The organism is uncultured Roseobacter sp. (assembly GCF_947488185.1).
Lineage (GTDB): Bacteria > Pseudomonadota > Alphaproteobacteria > Rhodobacterales > Rhodobacteraceae > Roseobacter.
This window is the reverse complement of the sequence record NZ_CANKYM010000001.1, coordinates 365,756-386,861: the sequence shown is the minus strand read 5'-3', so window position 1 is coordinate 386,861 and position 21,106 is coordinate 365,756. Positions and strand designations below refer to the sequence as shown.

General features: G+C 59.7%; 19 protein-coding genes. 7 read left to right on the top strand and 12 right to left on the bottom strand.

Annotated features, from left to right (window positions below; translation table 11 throughout):
• Position 1: 1 nt before the first annotated feature.
• The 6 genes from rodA to Q1A52_RS02125 all read right to left on the bottom strand — a co-directional run bounded on the left by rodA (position 2) and on the right by Q1A52_RS02125 (position 7,512).
• Positions 2–1,141 carry a rod shape-determining protein RodA gene (gene rodA / locus Q1A52_RS02150; RefSeq protein ID WP_299780751.1) on the bottom strand — a complete coding sequence of 380 codons (1,140 nt, stop codon included), beginning with the start codon at positions 1,139–1,141 and terminating at the stop codon, positions 2–4.
• Complete coding sequence (gene mrdA, locus Q1A52_RS02145; protein WP_195819613.1) at positions 1,138–3,081, bottom strand: penicillin-binding protein 2; 1,944 nt, start codon at positions 3,079–3,081, stop codon at positions 1,138–1,140. The genes rodA and mrdA overlap by 4 nt, the downstream gene beginning before the upstream one ends.
• 31 nt (positions 3,082–3,112) lie before the next feature.
• Positions 3,113–3,652, bottom strand: a complete 540-nt coding sequence (locus tag Q1A52_RS02140; protein WP_299780756.1) for a rod shape-determining protein MreD — start codon at positions 3,650–3,652, stop codon at positions 3,113–3,115.
• Positions 3,649–4,551: a rod shape-determining protein MreC gene (gene mreC / locus Q1A52_RS02135; protein WP_299780758.1), complete on the bottom strand. Its 903-nt coding sequence runs from the start codon at positions 4,549–4,551 to the stop codon at positions 3,649–3,651. Before mreC ends, Q1A52_RS02140 begins: the two co-directional genes overlap by 4 nt.
• A 73-nt stretch (positions 4,552–4,624) precedes the next feature.
• A complete protein-coding gene (locus Q1A52_RS02130; protein ID WP_195819615.1) occupies positions 4,625–5,665 on the bottom strand; it encodes a rod shape-determining protein in 1,041 nt (346 codons plus the stop codon).
• Positions 5,666–5,943: 278 nt separating this feature from the next.
• Positions 5,944–7,512, bottom strand: coding sequence for a 2-isopropylmalate synthase (locus Q1A52_RS02125; protein WP_300010209.1), 1,569 nt, complete (start codon positions 7,510–7,512; stop codon positions 5,944–5,946).
• A gap of 283 nt (positions 7,513–7,795) precedes the next feature.
• Between Q1A52_RS02125 and Q1A52_RS02120 the strand changes: the two genes are divergently transcribed.
• The 3 genes from Q1A52_RS02120 (at position 7,796) to Q1A52_RS02110 (ending at position 10,953) form a co-directional block, all read left to right on the top strand.
• The gene (locus Q1A52_RS02120) at positions 7,796–8,461 is read left to right on the top strand and encodes an SDR family NAD(P)-dependent oxidoreductase (protein ID WP_300010206.1); all 666 of its coding nucleotides are present in this window, start codon (positions 7,796–7,798) and stop codon (positions 8,459–8,461) included.
• Positions 8,455–9,984, top strand: coding sequence for a cryptochrome/photolyase family protein (locus Q1A52_RS02115; RefSeq protein WP_300010203.1), 1,530 nt, complete (start codon positions 8,455–8,457; stop codon positions 9,982–9,984). The genes Q1A52_RS02120 and Q1A52_RS02115 overlap by 7 nt, the downstream gene beginning before the upstream one ends.
• A gap of 516 nt (positions 9,985–10,500) precedes the next feature.
• Positions 10,501–10,953, top strand: coding sequence for a GNAT family N-acetyltransferase (locus tag Q1A52_RS02110; protein ID WP_300010200.1), 453 nt, complete (start codon positions 10,501–10,503; stop codon positions 10,951–10,953).
• A 101-nt stretch (positions 10,954–11,054) separates the two neighbouring features.
• Here Q1A52_RS02110 and Q1A52_RS02105 read toward each other — a convergent pair whose 3' ends face one another.
• From Q1A52_RS02105 to Q1A52_RS02095, 3 genes are all read right to left on the bottom strand, one after another.
• On the bottom strand, positions 11,055–11,495 hold the full coding sequence (locus tag Q1A52_RS02105; protein ID WP_300010195.1) for a hypothetical protein: 441 nt from the start codon (positions 11,493–11,495) through the stop codon (positions 11,055–11,057).
• Between the two features lie 135 nt (positions 11,496–11,630).
• Positions 11,631–12,017, bottom strand: a complete 387-nt coding sequence (locus Q1A52_RS02100) for a hypothetical protein (protein ID WP_300010192.1) — start codon at positions 12,015–12,017, stop codon at positions 11,631–11,633.
• Positions 12,018–12,104: 87 nt separating this feature from the next.
• Positions 12,105–12,713 (bottom strand): TetR/AcrR family transcriptional regulator, encoded by a 609-nt coding sequence (locus Q1A52_RS02095; RefSeq protein ID WP_300010189.1) that lies wholly within the window; start codon positions 12,711–12,713, stop codon positions 12,105–12,107.
• A gap of 202 nt (positions 12,714–12,915) precedes the next feature.
• Between Q1A52_RS02095 and Q1A52_RS02090 the strand changes: the two genes are divergently transcribed.
• Positions 12,916–13,512, top strand: coding sequence for a hypothetical protein (locus Q1A52_RS02090; protein WP_300010186.1), 597 nt, complete (start codon positions 12,916–12,918; stop codon positions 13,510–13,512).
• A 266-nt stretch (positions 13,513–13,778) separates the two neighbouring features.
• Here Q1A52_RS02090 and Q1A52_RS02085 read toward each other — a convergent pair whose 3' ends face one another.
• Complete coding sequence (locus Q1A52_RS02085) at positions 13,779–15,092, bottom strand: glycosyltransferase (protein WP_300010183.1); 1,314 nt, start codon at positions 15,090–15,092, stop codon at positions 13,779–13,781.
• Positions 15,093–15,445: 353 nt separating this feature from the next.
• Positions 15,446–16,834 carry a 2-isopropylmalate synthase gene (locus Q1A52_RS02080; RefSeq protein WP_300010180.1) on the bottom strand — a complete coding sequence of 463 codons (1,389 nt, stop codon included), beginning with the start codon at positions 16,832–16,834 and terminating at the stop codon, positions 15,446–15,448.
• Positions 16,835–17,017: 183 nt separating this feature from the next.
• On the opposite strand from Q1A52_RS02080, the gene Q1A52_RS02075 reads away from it, so the two are divergent.
• Both Q1A52_RS02075 and Q1A52_RS02070 read left to right on the top strand, forming a co-directional pair.
• Positions 17,018–18,676 (top strand): NAD+ synthase, encoded by a 1,659-nt coding sequence (locus tag Q1A52_RS02075; RefSeq protein WP_300010177.1) that lies wholly within the window; start codon positions 17,018–17,020, stop codon positions 18,674–18,676.
• A gap of 130 nt (positions 18,677–18,806) precedes the next feature.
• Positions 18,807–19,616 carry a prolyl oligopeptidase family serine peptidase gene (locus tag Q1A52_RS02070; protein WP_300010174.1) on the top strand — a complete coding sequence of 270 codons (810 nt, stop codon included), beginning with the start codon at positions 18,807–18,809 and terminating at the stop codon, positions 19,614–19,616.
• A gap of 42 nt (positions 19,617–19,658) precedes the next feature.
• Here Q1A52_RS02070 and Q1A52_RS02065 read toward each other — a convergent pair whose 3' ends face one another.
• Positions 19,659–20,585, bottom strand: a complete 927-nt coding sequence (locus Q1A52_RS02065) for an MBL fold metallo-hydrolase (protein WP_299829013.1) — start codon at positions 20,583–20,585, stop codon at positions 19,659–19,661.
• Between the two features lie 103 nt (positions 20,586–20,688).
• Between Q1A52_RS02065 and Q1A52_RS02060 the strand changes: the two genes are divergently transcribed.
• On the top strand, positions 20,689–21,099 hold the full coding sequence (locus Q1A52_RS02060; RefSeq protein WP_300010171.1) for a DUF1801 domain-containing protein: 411 nt from the start codon (positions 20,689–20,691) through the stop codon (positions 21,097–21,099).
• The last annotated feature ends 7 nt before the right edge of the window (positions 21,100–21,106 follow it).

Below are 21,106 nucleotides of genomic sequence, written 5' to 3'. Positions count from 1 at the left end.
GCTATCTCAACCGGTGCACATGGGCGCTTTGCATCAGGCCAAAGGCAAGCATCAGCACCAGCATGGCCGACCCGCCGTAGCTGACCATCGGCAGGGGCACGCCGACGACCGGTGCCAGCCCCATGACCATCGACATGTTCACCGCGAAGAACAGGAAGAAGTTAAGCGCGATCCCGAGAATAAGCAGCGAGGAAAAGCGATCCTTGTTGGTCAGGGCGGACCAGATGCAGAAAACGATGATCAGCGCATAGAGCCCCAGAAGCGATATGCCGCCCAGAAACCCGAACTCTTCGGCCAGGGTCGTAAAGATGAAATCGGTGTGTTTTTCCGGCAGAAAATTCAAGCGGCTTTGGGTGCCCTGCATGAAGCCGCGTCCGGTCCAGCCGCCAGAGCCAAGGGCAATCTTTGACTGGGTGATGTGATAGCCCGCACCCAGCGGGTCCGTACTTGGATCGAGGAAAGTGTCGATCCGCCGGAACTGATAGTCCTTGATCAGCTGCCATTCTGTGCCGCGGGATTGGAAAACGGTTGTCACCAGACCGATGACGCTGGCCAGAACCGCGGCAAAATACGCCCAGTGCACGCCCGCCAGGAACATCAACCCGCCACCCGCCGCCAGCAGGAGGATTGACGTGCCGAGATCAGGTTGCCGCAGAACCAGCAGCGTGGGGATGATGATCGCAATCACCGGGATCAGCACCCAGAACGGGTGGGACGTGCGTTTCGCGGGCAACCAGTCGTAGTAGGCCGCAAGGAACATCACCAAAGTGATTTTCATCAGTTCCGAGGGCTGCAGCCGCATGAAGCCGAGATCAATCCAGCGCTGCGCGCCCATGCCGACGGTACCGAAAAGCTCTACCGCGACGAGCAGGGCGACCGTGAGCAGATAGCCCACGCCCGCAAGCGATCGCCAGAACCAGATGGGCACCATGGCCACGCCGATCATCAGCGCAAAGCCCATGGCAAAGCGCTTCATCTGCGGCTCGGCCCAGGGGCTGAACGACCCGCCCGCGACAGAATAAAGCATCAGGAAGCCTGCGCCGGAAACGGATGCGAGCAAAAGTGCCACCGGCCAGTTCAGGTGGAAAATCTTGCGAAACCCTGTAGGTGCGCTTTTGACAGCATATTCGAGGTAGCTCATGCCTGATCCCGCCCGACAAAGGAGGCCTGTGGTTCCATGCCGCGCAGCTTTTCCTGCTGTTCTTCGATGCGCTCACGGTCTTTGGCGGGATAGGCCTCAAGCGGGGGCTGCCCACCATAGAGCGCCTGCAGGGTGATATCGCGCGCAATGGGGGCTGCGGCTTTGGACCCGCCACCGCCATGCTCAACCACGACGGCCACGGCATATTTCGGCGCTTCAATCGGCGCGAAATTCACAAAAAGCGCATGGTCCCGCCGCTCCCACGGCAGGTCCTCGTTGCGAATGACGCCGGCGCGTCTTTCCGCTGCGGTGATGTTACGGACCTGGCTGGTGCCAGTCTTGCCAGCCATGCGCATCGCATCCTCGATGATGCGCGATCCATAGGCTGTCCCGCGCCGGTCATTGACCACCGCATTCATCGCCCGCCGCATTTTGCGCAGGTTGTTTTCATTCATCCCAAGGCTTTCGCCGCCACGCGAGGGTTGTTCGACCCCGTCAACGGATTTGATCAGGCGCGGCTCGACCGCGCGCCCGGTTGCGATGCGGGCGGACATGACGGCCAGCTGCATCGGCGAGGCGAGCATGAAGCCCTGACCGATGGAAACGTTGACCGTGTCACCGACGCGCCAGCTCTGCCCGTAGGTTTGCTGTTTCCATTCCATGTTGGGCGCAAGCCCCTGGGCCACGGCGGACATCGGGACGTCATGCTTGATGCCGAGGCCAAAGCGCCGTGCCATGTCGGAAATCTTTTCGATGCCGACCTTGATCGCCAGATCATAGTAGTAGACGTCGCAGGACCGTTTGAGCGAGGTCTGCAGATCGACCCACCCGTGGCCCGCGCGCTTCCAGCAGTGAAAACGACGCCCGGAGACGGTCAGATGGCCGGGGCAATAGACCGTCTCATCCGGGCCGATCAGCCCTGCTTCCAGCGCGGCCATGGCGGTGACCATTTTGAACGTCGATCCGGGCGGGTAGAGGCCCTGCACCGTCTTGCTGGCAAGCGGGCGATACTTGTTTCCCGTCAGTGAGCTGTAATCCTTGACCGAAATACCGCGCACAAAGAGGTTGGGATCGAAGGTGGGGGCGGACGCACAGGCCAAGACATCCCCGTGTTCACAGTCGATGACCACGGCGCTGGCGCTTTCCTGATCAAGCCGCGCCTGCACGTAGCCTTGTAATTTGGCGTCGATTGTCAGTTGGATATCGGATCCGGGCGTTCCTTCGCGCCGGTCCAGTTCGCGCATGACCCGTCCGGCAGCGTTGACCTCGACACGTTTGGCACCGGCCTTGCCGCGCAGCACGGGCTCCAGCTTGGTCTCGACGCCGACCTTGCCGATCTGAAACCGCGGGATGCGCAGCACCGGCTCGGGATCGGCGATTTTTTCCAGGTCGTAGTCCGAGACCGGGCCGACATACCCCAAGACATGCGCGAAATCAGATCCTTGTGGATAAACGCGGCTCAGGCCTACCTCCGGGGTGACACCGGGCAGAGCCGGTGCGTTGACCGAGACGCGGCTGATGTCTTCCCACCGCACATCCTCGGCGATGGTGACGGGGAGAAAGGACGGCGAGCGTTTCAATTCGTCCTTCGTGCGCTCAATATCCTCGGGCGCCAGTGGAATGATCTGGGACAGACGATGCAGAACCTCGTCCGTGTCGCCCGCATCTTCGCGCACGATCACGATCCGATACGACGGCGCGTTCTGGGCGAGCCGCGTGCCGTTGCGGTCAAAGACCTCGCCGCGCGACGGGGGGATGAGTCGTACGTTGATGCGGTTCTCTTCCGCCAGCAGCCGGAACTGATCCGCCTGATCCACCTGCAAAAACCGCATGCGTGCGGCCAGGCCACCTATGAACAACAGCTGCGCACCGCCCAAGAGAGCGGCGCGCCGCGAGATCCGGCGGTGGCTGAAATCTGTTTCGGCGCGGGTCTTTTTCATGCTCGCTCTCCCGCTGGGACGTCAGGGCAGGTCATATACGGCCTCCGGATCCATCTACATCGCCCGGCGTTGCCTTGCGCACCCCCATGAAGCCGTGGGTGATGGCAACAACAAGCGGATAGAACAGTATTGTCATGATGGCCTCGAAGACCGTCAACCCAAAGGGGGGCAAATCGACAAGGGTGATCATCAATCCCGCGCGATAGGCGACAGTGATCATGATGATAACGGCACACACAGCGAGCCACTCGCCGGGAAATCCGGTGTCCCGCAGACTGCGCGCACGCTGTTTCAGGCTTTCGCATCCCAACAGCGCCAGAAGCGCCCAGAGCCCGGGGGGGCGCTGCAGCAATAAATCTGCCAGCAGGAACAGTCCGGCCAGCGCGAGTGTAGGCACGAATTCGGGTCGCCGCAGAGACCATGCGCAGGCAAACCCCAGCAACAGATCCGGTCCAACCCACCGGCGGGGCGTGGTTTCCAGAGGCAGCAGGTGGAAAAACAGGATCACACAGACCAGAAATGCAAAAGCGATCCGCATGCTCCAGAGCCGGGCCTGTGGAAGCTCGCTCACTGGCTGACCTCCTCTTGCGCAACGACGGGCTGGGCGGGCAACTGAGGTCCGATGATCTGTGCTGTGTCCGAAACGGGGTCGGTTCCATGATGACGCAAGACACGCAGGAATTCGAGGCGCTGATAGTCGGCGGCCAGGCGGACCCGCAGCTTGCCAGTCGGGTCCAGCGCCACCTGACCGATCAGCAGACCGGCCGGAAAGACGCCGCCATCGCCGGAACTGATCACCCGGTGGCCGGGACGCACCAGATCGCTGTCTTCGAGAAACTCGATGGGGGGGGCTGCGGAGTTGTCACCAGAGACGATGACCCTTTGACCCGACGGCTGGATCACCGCGGGGATACGGCTGGACGCATCGGTCAACAGGATCACGCGGGCGGTGTTTTCACCCACCCCGGAAATGCGCCCAACGACGCCGATCCCGTCCATCGTGGCCCAGCCATCCACAACGCCATCCCGCGCGCCGACATTCAGCAGCACGGATTGCCGGAACGGGGAGCCGCTGTCGGCGAGAACAACGCCGGTGATATAGGTCAGACGCGGATCGAGGCGTACGTTGTTGAGATCCAGCAGCCGGGCGTTTTCCTGCTCCAGTTGCAGGGCCGCCTCCTTCCACGCCTGCATGCGGCGCAACTCCGATCGCAATTCGCGGTTTTGGTCCGCCAGTCGCTGATAGCTCTGAAAGTCTTTCAACAGGTTGATCGCGCCGGTGACCGGAGCCATGGCCCAATCAAGGCGCGGCACGAATGTGTCCGTTACCTGTGCACGAAACCGCTCCACCCGCGGGCTGTCGATGCGCCAAACCAGAAAGATCGCAAGCAGGCAAAGAACAATTACACTGAGCAGCAACCGGCGGACCGGGCCGGTGTATTCGCTGCTGCTGGATCGCTCTTTCGCCATGTTCTGGCCGTCTCCTGCCCCTCAAGCTGGCAGGGCAAACCTGCCGCTGATCGGGATTTATCTTGCGATGCGTTTAGCTGTCATAGTCGATGGCGTGACGCAATTGTTTCTCGTATTCCAAGGCCTTACCGGTGCCGAGTGCCACACAGTTGAGGGACTCGTCGGCAATGGACACCGCCAGCCCTGTCTGTTCCCGCAGCGCCAGATCGAGATCCCCCAGAAGCGCGCCACCACCGGTCAGCATAACGCCCCGATCCACGATGTCCGCGGCCAGATCGGGCGGTGTGGTTTCCAGCGCGGTCATCACCGCTTCGCAAATCTGCTGTACGGGTTCCGCCAGCGCCTCGGCAATCTGGGCCTGTGTGACCTCGATCTCCTTGGGCACGCCATTGAGCAGGTCGCGCCCACGAATCTGCATGGATGTCCCGCGGCCATCATCGGGCATGCGCGCCGTGCCAATGGACGTCTTGACCCGTTCCGCTGTGGTTTCCCCGACCAGCAGGTTCTGCTGTCGGCGCAAGTAGCTGATGATCGCCTCGTCCATCCGGTCGCCACCGACCCGCACGGAGCGCGCATAGACGATGTCACCCAGGCTGAGCACAGCCACTTCGGTTGTGCCGCCGCCAATGTCCACGACCATGTTGCCGGTCGGATCGGTGATCGGCATACCGGCCCCGATGGCTGCCGCAATCGGCTCCGCAATCAGACCAGCGCGCCGCGCGCCCGCGCTCAGCACCGACTGGCGGATCGCGCGTTTCTCAACCGGCGTGGCGCCATGCGGCACACAAACGATGATCTTGGGTTTGGAGAAGGTCGAACGTTTATGCACCTTGCGAATAAAGTGCTTGATCATTTCTTCGGCGGTATCGAAATCCGCGATCACGCCTTCGCGCATCGGGCGGATGGCCTCTATACTGCCGGGTGTGCGGCCCAGCATCAGTTTGGCGTCTTCGCCCACGGCCAGCACCTTTTTCACGCCGTCCTTGACATGATAGGCGACGACGGAAGGTTCCGACAGGATCACGCCGCGCCCCTTCACATAGACCAATGTATTGGCGGTTCCCAGATCGATGGCCATGTCCGATGAAAACAGCCCGCGGATTTTGTCAAACATGCGTTGATACCTTGCCCGAATTTCTCTTGGCCCGCGACTCCAGGGAGGCGGGCTTTTAACCCCTTATAGGCATAGGCGCTAAAGGGTGAAAGGGGCGTTAACGATGATGCAGGCGGCATGTTGCTTTTACGTGCGGAGTGTGCCTCGCAAAACACCATTCGAGCAAATATACCTGATTTCCCCGAACACCGCACCGCGTCCGCCTGGCCAGGTTTGTTTGCCGAATGTTTGAAGACGCCTGCCTCGCCGGTCGCACAGGCGTCTTCGTATGTCCCTGATCAGCCGACGTCTTTGTAGCTGATCTCGCGCTTGTCCTTGCCGCCTTTCTCGCGGCGGACGAGCAGCCGGTTCAGGGCGTGGATGTAGGCCAGCGCCGAGGCAACAACGGTGTCTGTGTTCGCGGATTGTCCTGTCACGATACGCCCGTCTTCTTCCATCCGGACAGAGACCGTGGCCTGCGCGTCCGTGCCTTCGGTCACCGCGTGCACTTGGTAAAGCTGCAGCCGCGCGGTATGCGGGACCAGCGCCCTGATCGCGTTGAAGGAGGCGTCAACAGGGCCGTCGCCAGTTTGTGTCGTGGACTTTTCTTCGCCATCGACTTGCATGACCAGATCGGCCTGCTGCGGGCCATCGGTCCCGCACACCACCCGGAGCGACACCAGCCTGATCCGGTCGTTCTCCGGGTCAGACGACGTGCGCATCAGCGCAATCAGATCGTCGTCATAGATTTCCTTCTTGCGGTCGGCCAGTTCCTTGAAACGCACAAAGACATCCTTGAGCTGGTTATCCCCCAACTCGAACCCCAGATCCTCGAGCTTCGACCGCAATGCGGCACGGCCGGAGTGCTTGCCCATAACGAGGTTGGTCTCGGACAGCCCGACATCTTCGGGGCGCATGATCTCAAAGGTCTCCGCGTTCTTGAGCATGCCATCCTGGTGAATGCCGCTTTCATGGGCAAAGGCGTTTTTGCCCACGATGGCCTTGTTGAACTGCACCGGGAAGCCCGAGACAGCCGCGACCCGGCGCGAGATGTTCATGATCTTGGTGCTGTCGATGCCGGTCTGGAACGGCATGATATCGTTGCGCACCTTCAGCGCCATCACCACCTCTTCGAGTGCGGTGTTGCCCGCGCGTTCGCCCAACCCATTGATCGTGCATTCGATTTGGCGGGCACCGGCCTCAACCGCGGCCAAGGAGTTCGCCGTCGCCATGCCGAGATCGTTGTGGCAATGGGTGGCAAAGGTGATCTCATCGGCGCCCGGCACCCGGTTGAGCAGCATATTGATCAATTCGGCGGACTCGCGCGGCGCGGTGTAACCAACGGTATCGGGGATGTTGATCGTGGTCGCCCCTGCCTTGATGGCGATTTCGACGACACGGCAGAGGTAATCCTCTTCCGTCCGTGTCGCATCCATCGGGGACCATTGTACATTGTCGCAAAGATTACGCGCGTGGCTGACCGTCTGTTCAATCCGTTCGGCCATCTGGTCCATGTCGAGGTTTGGGATCGCGCGGTGCAGGGGCGAGGTGCCGATAAACGTGTGAATGCGCGGCGCCTTGGCGTGTTTCACCGCCTCCCAACACCGATCAATGTCGCCAAACTGCGCGCGCGCCAGCCCGCAGATCACGGAGGTCCGGGCAAGTTTGGCAATCTCGGAGACAGCGGCGAAATCGCCTTCGGAGGCGATCGGAAAGCCGGCTTCGATGATATCAACACCCATCTCATCCAGCAGTCCGGCGATCTCGAGCTTCTCGGCGTGGGTCATGGTCGCGCCCGGGCTTTGTTCGCCGTCACGCAATGTGGTGTCGAAAATCAGGACGCGGTCCTGTTTGGCTTTATCTGTCATGTCTGGTTCTTTCGATTTTCTGCTATGTTCCCTGGCGCGCGACACATCCCTCTGAGCGGGCGCGCCGAAGGGCACGCTCAGAGGCGGCTTAGCAGCAGAGCGGCGGCAGGGCGCAAGGAAGTGCGCGGGCAAATGATATGAGCAGCAGGTGCCATTGCCGGTAGTTATACGCAGCCAGACACAAATGGGAAGGTGGTTTTTTGAGAAGTCGCTTACCGTCCCAAGTGCATTGCGGGCGTTGAACGGGGTTGAAGTGCCGATCTACCCGACTAGGTCGCCGACGATGAAGAGAGTATTGATTATTGGTGCCTCCGGCGGAATTGGACAGGCGCTTGCCACGGCCTGCACGGCACGCGGCCATGATGTGGCAGGCCTGTCGCGCTCGTCGGATGGCTTTGACATCACGGATGAGCGCGTCGTGAGCCACCATTTGGAGCAACTTGCCGGCCCGTTCGATATGGTGATTGTTGCCACCGGCGCATTGGAAATCGACGGTGTCGCGCCGGAAAAGACCATCAAGGCGGTTACCGGAAAGGCGATGATGGATCAGTTCGCCGTAAATGCGCTGGGGCCTGCGTTGGTGTTGCGGCACGCGGCGGATTTGCTGCCCCGCGACAGAAAATCGGTCTTTGCCGTGCTGTCTGCACGGGTCGGGTCCATCGGCGACAACCGCATCGGCGGCTGGGTGAGCTACCGCAGCGCCAAGGCAGCGGTAAACCAGATCGTGCACACAACGGCCATCGAACTGGCGCGTACGCACAGCCACGCCATTTGTGTTTCACTGCATCCCGGCACCGTGGCTACGCCCTTTACCGAGAAGTATTTGGGACGGCATCCTTCTGTGCCACCGGAGGCTGCCGCGGAGAACCTGCTGGGTGTGATGGATACGTTGACACCTGCGCAGAGCGGTCAATTTTTCGATTGGGCAGGAGAGGCGGTGCCATGGTGAGCCGTCTCGTTTTGGTGCTGGGGGATCAGTTGACCGCTGGCCTCAGTGCGCTGCAACAGGCAGATCGTTCGCGTGACGTGGTCGTTATGGCCGAGGTCGCCGAGGAGACTGATTACGTCCAGCACCATCCCAAGAAGATCGCGCTGATCTTTGCTGCCATGCGCAAGTTCGCAGCGACCCTCGGGGAAGAGGGCTGGGACGTGCGTTACACCCAGTTGGACGACAGTCAGAACGCGGGCTCCATCGTTGGCGAGTTGCTGCGGCGCGCCGAGGAGACAGGGGCGGCAGAAGTGCTTGTGACCGAGCCCGGTGAGTGGCGCCTGATCGAAAAACTCAAACATGCGCCTATCAAGACCCACATTCTGCAGGACGATCGGTTTATCGCCTCACATCAGGAGTTCGAACGCTGGGCTGAAGGGCGCAAGCAGCTGCGCATGGAGTATTTTTACCGCGAAATGCGACGCAAGACCGGCTTATTGATGGACGGGGACAAACCGGTTGGCGGCAAGTGGAACTTTGATCACGAAAACCGCAAACCCGCGCCGGATGATGTGGGTTTTGGGGGACCCATGCAGTTCACACCGGATGAGGTGGTCGAGGAGGTCCTGGCACTGGTGGAGGCGCGCTTTGGAGCGCACTTCGGCGATCTGCATCCCTTCTGGTTTGCGACCACACAGGGAGAGGCGCGGCGGGCGCTGAGCCATTTCATTTCAAAGGCACTGCCAAAGTTCGGCGACTATCAGGATGCGATGCTGGCTGACAATCGGTTTCTCTATCACGCGGTCATCTCTGCCTATATCAACATTGGTCTGCTGGACCCGCTTGAGGTCTGTGAAAAGGTGGCGGAGGCCTATGATGCTGGTGATGTCCCCATCAATGCCGCCGAGGGGTTCATTCGCCAGATCATCGGTTGGCGTGAGTACATGCGGGGCATCTACTTTCTGGAAGGGCCCGACTATCCGGACCGCAATGTGCTGGGACATGATCGCGATCTGCCCGCGCTTTTCTGGGGCGGCGAGACGCAGATGCGGTGTTTGTCTAAAGCCGTGGAGCAAACCCGGGCGGAGGCCTATGCGCACCACATTCAGCGTCTTATGATCACGGGGAATTTCGCACTGCTGGCCGGGATTGACCCGTATCAGGTGCACGCATGGTATCTGGCCGTCTACATGGACGCTTTCGAATGGGTGGAGGCACCCAACACCGTTGGTATGAGCCAGTTCGCCGATGGTGGGATCATCGCATCAAAGCCTTACGTGTCGAGTGGTGCCTATATCAACCGGATGTCGGATTACTGCAAAGGCTGCGCCTATTCAGTGAGCCAGAAAACCGGAGAAGGGGCGTGCCCATTCAACTTGCTCTACTGGCATTTCCTGAACCGCCATCGGGATCGGTTCAAAGGGAATGCGCGGATGGGAAACATGTATCGCACGTGGGACCGAATGGATGACTGCAAACGCGAAACGGTGATTGCCGAGGCAGAGGACTTTCTGAAGAAACTGGAGACGGGAGAGACTGTTTAACCCATCGTCCGCCGGGATTGTTTTTACGTGCGCTTTAGGTCCAAGCCAGCACTTTAGCTGTTTGGAAAATCCGACATCTGTATCACGCCAGTCCTGCCCAGTATCGAGCGACCGTTTTGGGAAATCGCAGTGAACTCTTCTGCGTTTCTGCCTCATGGTCGAGCGTCTTCAAGTGCAGTCTCGACCGGGAACGCCGCGGGGATCGCCTCGAAAATCTCTGTATCCGTGCGTGCGATTTCGGAGGGCGGATCGTCTAGAACGTGGCGTGTCGCGTGGAAGTTAGAACAAAGCTCAATCTCGACGAAGGGCTTTAACCAAGGCGGACAACCCGGAAAAACAGCGGCTTTTACCCATGGGCATTGTGCCGTTCTTGTCGCCATTGGACTTAAGCGATATCCCAACTGTAATTGCAGAAGGAGATTTATGCACAGAAGTCATAGTTGAACCGCATATTGCGGTGTTCTTCAGCGTCGCACAGGCGCTGTTTCTGTTCGCATAAGTAACTTCAGGATTATCATGGAAAACATGGCGTTACACATCCGTGCCTATAATGCGGCAACGGATCTTGAGAAGCTATCGACCATCTGGCTTGACGCCTCCCTCTCGGGGCACGCCTTTATCGGCGAAAACCGCCTGCGCGGGCAGCGCAAGCTCGTTGAGACACACTATCTGCCTGCTGCCGAGACGTGGGTGGCTTGTCGATCAGGTGAGCCAGTAGGCTTTGTCAGCCTGATGGCCAATTTCATTGGCGGGCTGTTTGTCGCACCGCATCAGCAGGGACAAGGGACCGGGCGAGCGCTGGTCGCGCACGCCTTTGAAGGGAGGGATCAACTGCTGTTGGAGGTCTACACCGACAACGCTCAGGCGCTCGCTTTCTACAAAGCGCTTGGTTTCGCGGAACTCTCCAGAAGAGCGACGGATGATGAGGGGCTGCCTTTCGAGACTGCCCAGATGCGTTTGAAACGCTGATAGGCTGGTGGGGGGATCTCAATCGTCGCTCCGCCGGTTGCCCGGCTGTCAATTGAAAGAGGCGCTTCGTACAGCTGCAACCGCTCCGGCCCGATAGCAGATCAGTATCGTCCATTTTCCAGCAAACGCAGCCTGGGCTTGTGGCGTGCGTGGTACAGGTACTTGGCCCAGAGCGCAAACGCGGGCGTTAGTGTTCCCGCGTCTATGTCGATCTGGTCTTGTAGCCGACTACCTGCTTCTGTTTCAGTGACGGTCAGCGTGTGCAGCCAGGTTTTCACGCCGGCTCCATGCTCCGCTGAGCGCAGGATCAGCGCGAGATCGTCGCATTCCAGAATTTCTATGAAGTATGGTTGTTTAGGCAGCTTTCCGAAGAGTGATACCGTGATCTCCAAACGCTGGCCTGTCCGCGTGCGTCCATTTGGCAACCCCTCGAATGTGGCGAGACCCGTCATCACGTCGTGCAAAGCGGCGTAACTGGTCGCCAAAGCCCATAGCCGCGCCGCGCAAACGGGGTATTCGTTTTGAACCGTGATCCTTTTCATGTGTTCCGTAGCAGGCTCTTTGGGCAATGCATTGGATGTCCGCATACGCACCGTCCAGTTCGAAACGGGCTACTGTTTCGGTAGCCAGGGCAGAGATCAAAGCTGCTTGCCTTGCGCATTTGATCGTCTCGCATCTCAACCCCCAAGGTAGAGCAGCGCCGAGCAGAAAAACCAGACGACCCAGTGAGGCAGCCTCCACAGGGTGACTGCAGGGCGGTTGAGCCACTTCATCTGAACAACCCAGACCAGGCCCCAGATGAAGAACAGCAGGCTCAGCAATAGCGTCGCCGGGCGCTCCAGCGGTCCGATGTCGATAAAGGCGATGGCAAAAAGAGTCACAGCCACAACCAGCAGATCAACGGACAGCATTTGAAACACGCACATTGCCTGAACCCAGTTCGTGGTCCGTTTCTCGTCTGCCGTTCTCGGGGCAAGGGTAGCCGTTTCCTTTGTGCCTACAATGACATGCGCAAAGAACGCGATCAGCGTGATGCAGGCGACGCAAAGAACCCAGATATTCAAGTGATCACTCCCTCATCGGATGTTTGCAAGGACTGTTCGGGCCGCGGGTGCGACCGGGATAGACTGGCTGGGCTATTCGGGGGCCACTCATGCCCTGTTTGGAGATGACCGAAGACCTGCGCGCAGCATCGCAAGGGTCTCTTGGATCATGCGCCGATGTCGTCGTTGAGAGATATCGAATAACCCTCTGTGCAACACTGCCCCGTCCATCATGCTGGCCAGCATGCGACCGATAGAGGCGGCGTGGTAATGGCCCGCAATCTCTCCCAATTCTTGAAGATGGGCGATCTGCTTTGCGTAATGCGCACCGAGTCCCTCAAAAAACCGCGCCACATGTGCTGTGAACGCCTCCGAGGCGAAGCTGGGCCCGAAGACCTCGAAGAATACCCGATGGAAGGATGCCTGCTCTGCCGGTATGTCCATCGTCCGATGGAGATCTTCCAGAAAGGCATCCAACGTGCTGCAGGTCACCCCGCACGCGATCTGATCCTCAAGGGTTGCAAAATGCCGATCAACAATCGCTGTTGTCATCGCCTCCTTGCTGTCGAAATAAATATACAGCGTGCCTTTCGCGAGACCGGCTGCCACCGCAACGTCACTGACGGAGGTCGCATGATACCCTTTTTCTGCAAACGCACACATAGCAGCATCGAGGATGTCATTTCTCATTTTTGCCTTATCGACGATCTTCGGCATTGGGCTTTTGTCCTCGCTTCAGCTCGTCGATACCATAGACGCGGTTTATTGTGACCGCATGGTCATTATTGTCGCACCTACTTTTAATGACTGTCTGGTCATAATAATTCACCCTTACATGTAACCGGGTGACCATATTCGGGGGGTGGCGAGAATGCCGCACAACGGAATGATCGGTGCCAGAGACACAGAAGGGACAGATATGCAGACCGCACCCATACGTTGGACCTACTCCGGCGGGACAGACCCGCTTTGCGGAACAGGGGCAACGCTGGCCGAACGCGTGCTGGCCTACAGTATGGCAACGTTGTTCACGGCGATCATTCTGATGGCGGATCACTATCGTGATGTGCCCATTGCCGACGGATGGCGGATCGCTTTGCTTGCCTTTTTCGCCTTTGATATCGCGGGAGGAGCGGTTGCCAATATGCTCAACTCGTGCAAGCGCTTTTATCACACGGGCCTGCAAACGGGCGAAGGTTTGAACGCACGATTGGCGAAGACCCCGATGCTTTTCACCGCGATTCATGTCCACCCGATCATCGTGGCGTATTTCTTTCAGGGCAGCCTGCTGAATGCAGCGGTCTGGTACGCCCTGCTTCTGGCCAGCGTCGCGGGCGTGCTGGCATTTCCGCTCTATCTGCGCCGCGCCTGCGCGACCGCGCTAACGGTCCTCGCTCTGCTGGGAAACCAACTTCTCCTGCCGCTCGGAACTGGGTTGGAATGGTTCATCCCGTGCCTCTTTATCAAGATGGTTCTCGGCCACGTGGTGCAGGAAGAGCCGTACCGCGCGAGTTAACAATGTCCGTGGCCATGGCGCAGGCACGGACGCTGTTCCGTGGGGATAGCGCAAGCGCATCGGATGATATTCGGGCCTGCAGCGTCGCTTGGCCGATGCGAAGTGTGCGGTAGCGATGCATTTGTTGAGTGGATCGCATTGAGGCCCCGAGGCAGTAGATCGTCTGGTGGCGTGGCCCGGGCCATGAACCCAAGTGCCCGCATGGCCGACAAGCGCACATCCTGCTTAAGCGAGGTCTGGCGTGAAAGAGGCCCCCGCGGGCGGGGTCAGACTGTCTCTTCTTGCTGGCGGACGTTCGAAGCAGGCAGGCATTCTTCAATTTCGGCCACCGCCGCGGCCACACCATCCTCCTTGCGCAGGTGTTGTGCCAGGGCATTCGCGTTGCGGCGCAGAGCCGGATCTGTCGCTGCAAGGTGAATTGAATGCGCCAGACGGCCTACCGTGAGTTTCTTGCGCGGGACGGGTTGCGCACCGACACCAAGCGCGATGCTCTTTTTCGCCCAGCCAGGTTGATCGCCGATAAACGGACAGATCACGCAAGAAACACCGGCGCGAAAACCCTGTGCCGTCGTTCCCGCTCCTCCATGATGTACGACAGCCGCCATCTGCGGAAAGAGCCATTCGTGCGGCACTGAAGGAATGGTGATGACGCCTTCTACCGGTTCCGTTTTCAAGCCTGCCCATCCTGATCCGACGACACCGCGTACGCCGGCCTGTTTCAAAGCCTTAGACACAACCTGAAAGAGCCGCTCTGCATCTTCGGATGTCATGCTTCCGAAGCCAACATAGACGGGAGGAGGGCCAGATGCCAAAAACCGCGCCAGATCCTCGGGTGGGGTATAGCGCTCGGTGGCGTGCAGAAACCAGTATCCGGTGACGACAGCGGTCGGGGACCAGTCGCTTGGTCTTGGCAGAACACTTGGACTGACGGCGTGCAGAGCTTTTGTGATCGCTGCACCAGGTGGTTGTAGCACATCTTGCCCGCGACGTATGGGAGCGAGCCCGAGAGCCTCTTTCCGAAAGCGGTTCATGGATGATCTGAACGCGGCATAGGATGCTTTCACAAGTCTGTAGCCAAACCTGTTGTAGCCTGGGACCGGCAGGTCCGGCAGGCCGGTCGGTGGAAAGGCCGCCGTTGGTACAATCATCGGTTGGAGGAGTCCCATCACTGCCGGAATGCCCAGTGCTTCGGCGATGTGTGGCGCTGCCATCACTTTGGGGTGGAAAACGACTAAGTCCGGATCAGCACGCTTGGCTGAGGTCCAGGCGTCTTGGCTGAGTTTGGCATTGATCGCTCCCGATTTGCGCGCCAGCCGCACTGTGGCCGCGACGCGGGCAAGCCAACCTGATGCGCCTTCGAGCATCTTTTTTCCGTCATCGGTGTCCATCAGATCGAGAGAGGCATCTGACATCGGGGCGAAAGGAATACCATGTTCTGCGATCCAAGGTCCGAACCTTGCCGCTGTGCAGAGGACTACGCCATGGCCCCTGAGCATCAAACCTTGTGCAAGCGCAATGAACGGTTCGACATCTCCGCGTGTCCCGTAGGTAAGGATCAGGATTTTGCTGTTGGGTATCACAAGGCTTGATTTAGGAAGGGGCGCCTTGATTTTCACGCCCCGACTTCCCGTAAAGACAAGAAAACCGGCCCGGCTCGTTGGTCCCGAAGGAACGCAGCCCCGAGATCACACCGTGTTCTGTGAAGCGACCAGCGCTATACCACAATCTGAGCGCCCGTGGGGTACGACAGGTCTGCATGGACTGAGAAAACAGTTTGATCGGCAGACCGGGCACAAGGGGAAATGCCGGATGAAACGGTCTGGTGTCCTGCTGGTCGCGATAGCAGTTTGGCAGCGCTCCCTTCCGAAGCACGATCCGAACGCAGGGACGGGATTTGTGCCAAAGGCTTCTTCTCAGCCCTCTGGGTGGCGTTTCACCCGCCGTCGGTCAGCGCGCCGTTTTCCCAACCACCCGTAGCTTCTTCACCTGTGGCGTAGCGCATGGTGCCGGTGCCCTGGCGCTTGCCAGCCTTGAACATGCCTTCATAGACATCGCCATTGGCGTAGGTGGCCACGCCCTGACCTTCGATCTCGCCCTCAATCCAGGCCCCTTCGTAGATAAAGCCGCTGGGCATGGTGATCTTGCCCTGACCGTGGCGTTGGCCATCTTCGAAATCGCCGACATAGATGGTACCGTCAGGGTATGTTGCTGTCCCAGTGCCCTGACGCTGACCGTCAACCCAGTTGCCATCATATTTATAACCATCGGCATAGGTCATCACACCCTGCCCGTGGTTGCGGGCGTTCTTGAAACCACCCTCATAGACGACACCATTGGTATAGGTCGCCTTGCCAATGCCGTCGATCACACCGGTTTTCCAATCGCCTTCGTAGGTGGAGCCATCGGGGTAGGTGATCAACCCTTCGCCATCCGCCAGGCCGTCCGAGAAGCTGCCCACGTAGACGGAGCCGTCTGGATAGGTGACGCGGCCCTGGCCTTCGATCTCACCGGCGACCCAGGATCCGGTGTAGGTATAGCCGTCCTGCGCGGTGAACGTGCCCTGACCGTCCCGCAGGTCGTTGGTGAACTCGCCTTCGTAGGTGTCACCGTTGGCGTAGAGCACCTTGCCGACACCCTCGCGGCGACCGGCGACCAACTGACCCTCATAGACGTCACCATTGGCCTGGGTGAGCTTGCCGGTGCCATCGATCTGACCGTCACGCCAGAGGCCGACATAGACCAGACCGTCCGGCATGGTCAGCGTGCCTTGACCTGCCCGCTTGCCAGCCCGGATTTCGCCTTCGTAGACTGCGCCGTCCGGATAGGTGATGGTGCCGATGCCCTCTTTCACACCATCAATCCAATCGCCCTTGTATTCATATCCACCGGGGCTCTGCATCGTGCCCTTACCGTGGTGTTTAGCGTTGCGGAACTGGCCTTCGTAGCGCACGCCATTGGCGTAGAGCGCAATGCCAGACCCCATGATCGCACCCGCCTGCCATTCGCCTTCGTAGGTGCCGCCGTCGGCAAAGATAATCTTGCCAAACCCATCCGGTTTACCCTTGGCAAAAAGCCCCTCGTAAACAGAGCCATTGGGAAAACGCGCGATGCCTTCGCCCTTGATCTCTCCGTCGACCCATTGACCGCTGTATTCATATCCGTTCGGCAGTTTATAGGTGCCTGTTCCGTGCTGCACGCCGCCGCGGAATGTGCCCTCGTAAACACCGCCGTCATCGTATTGCTTGGTGAGCACCTGCCCGTCCTGGGCAAGCAGCGGTATCGGCAGGAAAGCGAAGCAAAAGACAAGACTGCGAAGAGACATGAGACCCCTTGGGATTGCCGTAGAGATAAGACACAAGGCCGAACCCCCGAACGGCCCTTTGCAGGAACTTATGCAATGGCTGCTTTGGGGGCAATCTTCTTTTGTGACATTGGCTCGGGATAGGCTTTTCACGCGTGCGCAATCTGCTACATGACTGTAAAGCGGGCAAAAAGGGCTGGGCCTATGTCGGACAGATTTCGGATTACACTGGGGCAGCTCAACCCAACGGTTGGCGACCTGCGTGGTAATGCAACCTTGGCGCGCAAGGCTTGGGCGGCGGGCCGCGATGCCGGGGCCGATCTGGTGGCGCTGCCCGAGATGTTCATCACCGGCTACAACGCGCAGGATCTGGTGATGCGACGGGCCCTTCAGCTGGATGTGGCGGATGTGATCGCGCAGCTGGCGAACGATTGCGCGGACGGGCCGGCCCTGGCGATTGGCGCGCCCTGGGTGGAGGGCACCAAGCTCTATAACGCGTATCTCATTCTCAAGGGCGGGAAGATCGCAAGTCAGGTGCTCAAGCATCACCTGCCGAATGAAACCGTGTTCGACGAAGTGCGGATTTTCGATGCCGGGCCGATGGGCGGTCCCTATTCAGTGGGCAACTCCCGCGTCGGCAGCCCGATCTGCGAAGACGCCTGGCACGAGGATGTGGCTGAGACGCTGGCGGAGACAGGCGCGGAGTTCCTGCTGGTGCCCAACGGCTCGCCCTACTACCGGGGCAAGTTCGAGACACGGCTCAACCTCATGGTCGCGCGGGTGGTCGAGACGGGGCTGCCGCTGATCTACCTCAACATGGTGGGCGGGCAGGATGATCAGGTGTTTGATGGCGCGAGTTTCGCGCTGAACCCCGGCGGGGCGCTGGCGGTGCAGTTGCCGGTGCTGGAAGAGGTGATCACCCACGTCGATCTGGAACGCGGGGTGGAGGGTTGGCGCATCGTCGAGGGCGAGAAGGCCGCGCATCCTGACGTTTGGGAGCAGGACTATCGGGTGATGGTCACTTCCCTTCGGGACTACTGCGCCAAGACGGGTTTCGACAAGGTGCTGCTGGGGCTTTCCGGCGGGATCGACAGTGCGATTGTGGCAACCATTGCCGTCGATGCCCTGGGGGCGGAGAATGTGCGCTGTGTGATGCTGCCGTCGGAATACACCTCAGAGGCGTCTCTGGACGATGCGAAGGCCGTCGCCAAAGCGCTTGGCTGTCGGTACGACACCGTGCCGATCTCAAAAGGGCGGGCGGCCATCACCGACACGTTGGCGCCGCTCTTTGAGGGGCTGGAACCCGATCTGACGGAAGAGAATATCCAGTCGCGCCTGCGCGGGCTGCTGCTGATGGCGTTGTCCAACAAGTTTGGTGAGATGTTGCTGACCACCGGCAATAAATCCGAGGTCGCCGTCGGGTATGCCACGATCTACGGCGACATGGCGGGCGGATACAATCCGATCAAGGACCTCTATAAAACGCGCGTCTTTGAAACCTGTCGCTGGCGCAACGCAAATCATCGCGACTGGATGAAAGGCCCCGAAGGCGAGGTCATTCCTGAACGCGTGATCGACAAACCACCGTCAGCCGAGCTGCGGGAAGATCAGATGGACAGCGACAGCCTGCCGGACTACCCGGATCTGGATGCGATGTTGGAGATTTTGGTGGATCAGGCGGGCTCTATCGAGGATTGCGTCGCGGCCGGTTTCGATCGGGAGGTGGCCAAGAAGGTCGAGCATCTGATTTACATTTCGGAATACAAACGCTTCCAATCCGCCCCGGGTGCGCGGCTGACCAAGGGAGCCTTCTGGCTGGATCGCCGCTATCCCATCGTGAACCGCTGGCGCGATCCATCGTGAGGCAAGGGGTGGCCTGAAAGCCCACCCTACCTGCTGGTTGAGGGGCTTTGGCCAGATGGTCTCGCGCTTGTGATTTGAGGCTGATCTGGGTCTCGCACAGAGTGCACGGAAAGATCATATGGAGTTTTTCATGCGGGCACTTCTTTTGAGCACAATCCTGATGGGGGCGAGTGGCACGATGGCCATGGCCTGCGGGCCGGAGACGGATTGCACATTGGGGGATCGACACTACCGCATTGCTCTGCCGGACGGGTACGACGGCACAACACCAGTTCCGGCGCTGGTATTTGCCCACGGCTATCGAGGATCTGCACAGGGGGTGATGCGCAATGGATCACTGCGACGCATGGCATCGGAGATGGGTGTTGCGCTGATTGCGGTGAAATCAAAGGATGACGATTGGGTCATTCCAAACGCGCCGCGGCATATGGATACGGATGGCGCTGAGGAGTTCGATTACTTTGCGGCGATGCTGGAGGATGCGACGGATCGCTTTGCCATTGATGAAAGCCGCATCGTGGCAAGCGGGTTCAGCGCAGGCGGCATGATGGTCTGGAACCTCGCCTGTTCCATGAGTGACCGCTTTGCCGGGTTTATCCCGATCTCGGGCACTTTCTGGCTGGAGCCGCCGGAAACCTGTGCCGGGCCCGTGGCCAGTATCATCCATATCCACGGCACATCAGACCGCACTGTCCCGCTCAATGGGCGGCCCATCGGTCCGACCCATCAAGGCGAGGTCAGCGCGGCGCTGGAGATGTATCGCGACTACGGCAAATTCGAACCCCTAGCGCAGGCCACCTACGGTGATCTGGAATGCTCCGAAGAAGACAACCTCGCCGGTGACACGCTCAAGTTCTGCCTGTTCGACGGCGGCCATTCCTTCCGCACGGAATTCGTCCGATTTGGATGGGAACAGTTCGAAAAAGCGGGGCGGCTCTGAAAGCAGGTAAGGTGGGCTTTCAGGCCACCGCCCCACAGCGCATTACAACATCAACTGATAGCTGTGCGGCACATAGGCAAAGCCGTCGCCCGCTTTCTCCACATAGCCGATCCCGGGCCAGGGCATATGGTAGCCGACAAAGGCGGTCTTGTCCGTCGCCATCATGTCCAGAATGCGCCGCCGCGTGGCCGCCGCCGCAGCCTTGTCCATATCGAACTTCACTTCCCAATCCGGATGCGCCAGCGACCAGACATAGTGATTGGCGAAATCCGCTCCCAACACCAGCTGGGTGCCACCGTCCTCGACCATGTAGGTCATATGGCCCGGCGTGTGGCCGAAGGCTGCCATGGCGGTCAGACCGGAGGCGACCGAACCGCCGTCCTCAAGGAAGGAGAACTGTTCGGCAAACGGCGCAATCTTGGCCTTGAAATTATCGTTGTCCTGCGCGGCCCAGGCATCGAACTCCGCGCGGCCCGTCACATAACGCGCATTGCCATAGGTCAGGCTGCCATCTTCCATAGTCATGCCGCCGATGTGGTCGCCGTGCATGTGCGTGATGACCACCACGTCGATCTGGTCCGCCGTGTACCCCGCAGCTTCCAGCGCAGCGGTTGTGCCGGCCCCCGAAAGCCCGGTGTCAAAGAGCACCAGCTCTGACCCGCTGTTGACCACGGTGGGCGTGAAAAAGAACTGCGATACATCAGTGGGCAGATTGGCTTCAGCGGAGACAGCAGCAAAAGTATCCGCATCGACGTTCAACCCGAATATGTTGTGTGGCCCTTCGACGGCGCGGGTACCGGCCAGCAGGGTCGTGACGTCGAAGCCACCGACCTTGATGCGATGAAAAGGCGACATGGCAGTCCCCATCATAGGTGCCGCGGCGCGCGTGGCACCGGCAGCAGCAACGAGTGGCAGGGCGGCGGCGCCTGCAAGGGCCGCACGGCGGGAGACTTTGATCTGATCGGACATGATCACTTTCCTTTCCTGTTGGATGCTCTCTGAGGTAGTATGCACATGCGACGTGCCCATGAAAAACTGTTTGCGGCCAATCATATTTTTGCGAGGAGGCATCATGAGTGAGGCGGTGGAGGTAGCCACTTTTCTGGCGGCGGTAACGCCCGAACGTCGGCACGAGGAAGCCAGCGTGCTCGACAGCCTCTTTCGCGAAGTGACCGGCTGGGCCCCGCGGCTCTGGTCTGGGGGTATGCTGGGCTATGGCACCTACGACTACACCTACGCCTCCGGCCGGTCGGGCACGTTCTTCGCCACCGGCTTTGCACCCCGCAAGGCCAGGCTATCGGTCTACATCATGCCCGGATACGCTGATTTCAGTGCGATCCTCGCGGATTTGGGCAAGCATAAGACGGGAAAATCCTGCCTCTACATCAACAAGCTCGAGGATGTGGACACAGAGTTGTTGAAACGTCTCGTGCGCGCTGGTCTCGACGATCTCGCAAGCCGTTGGCCGGTCACTGCCACCTAAGGCCCAT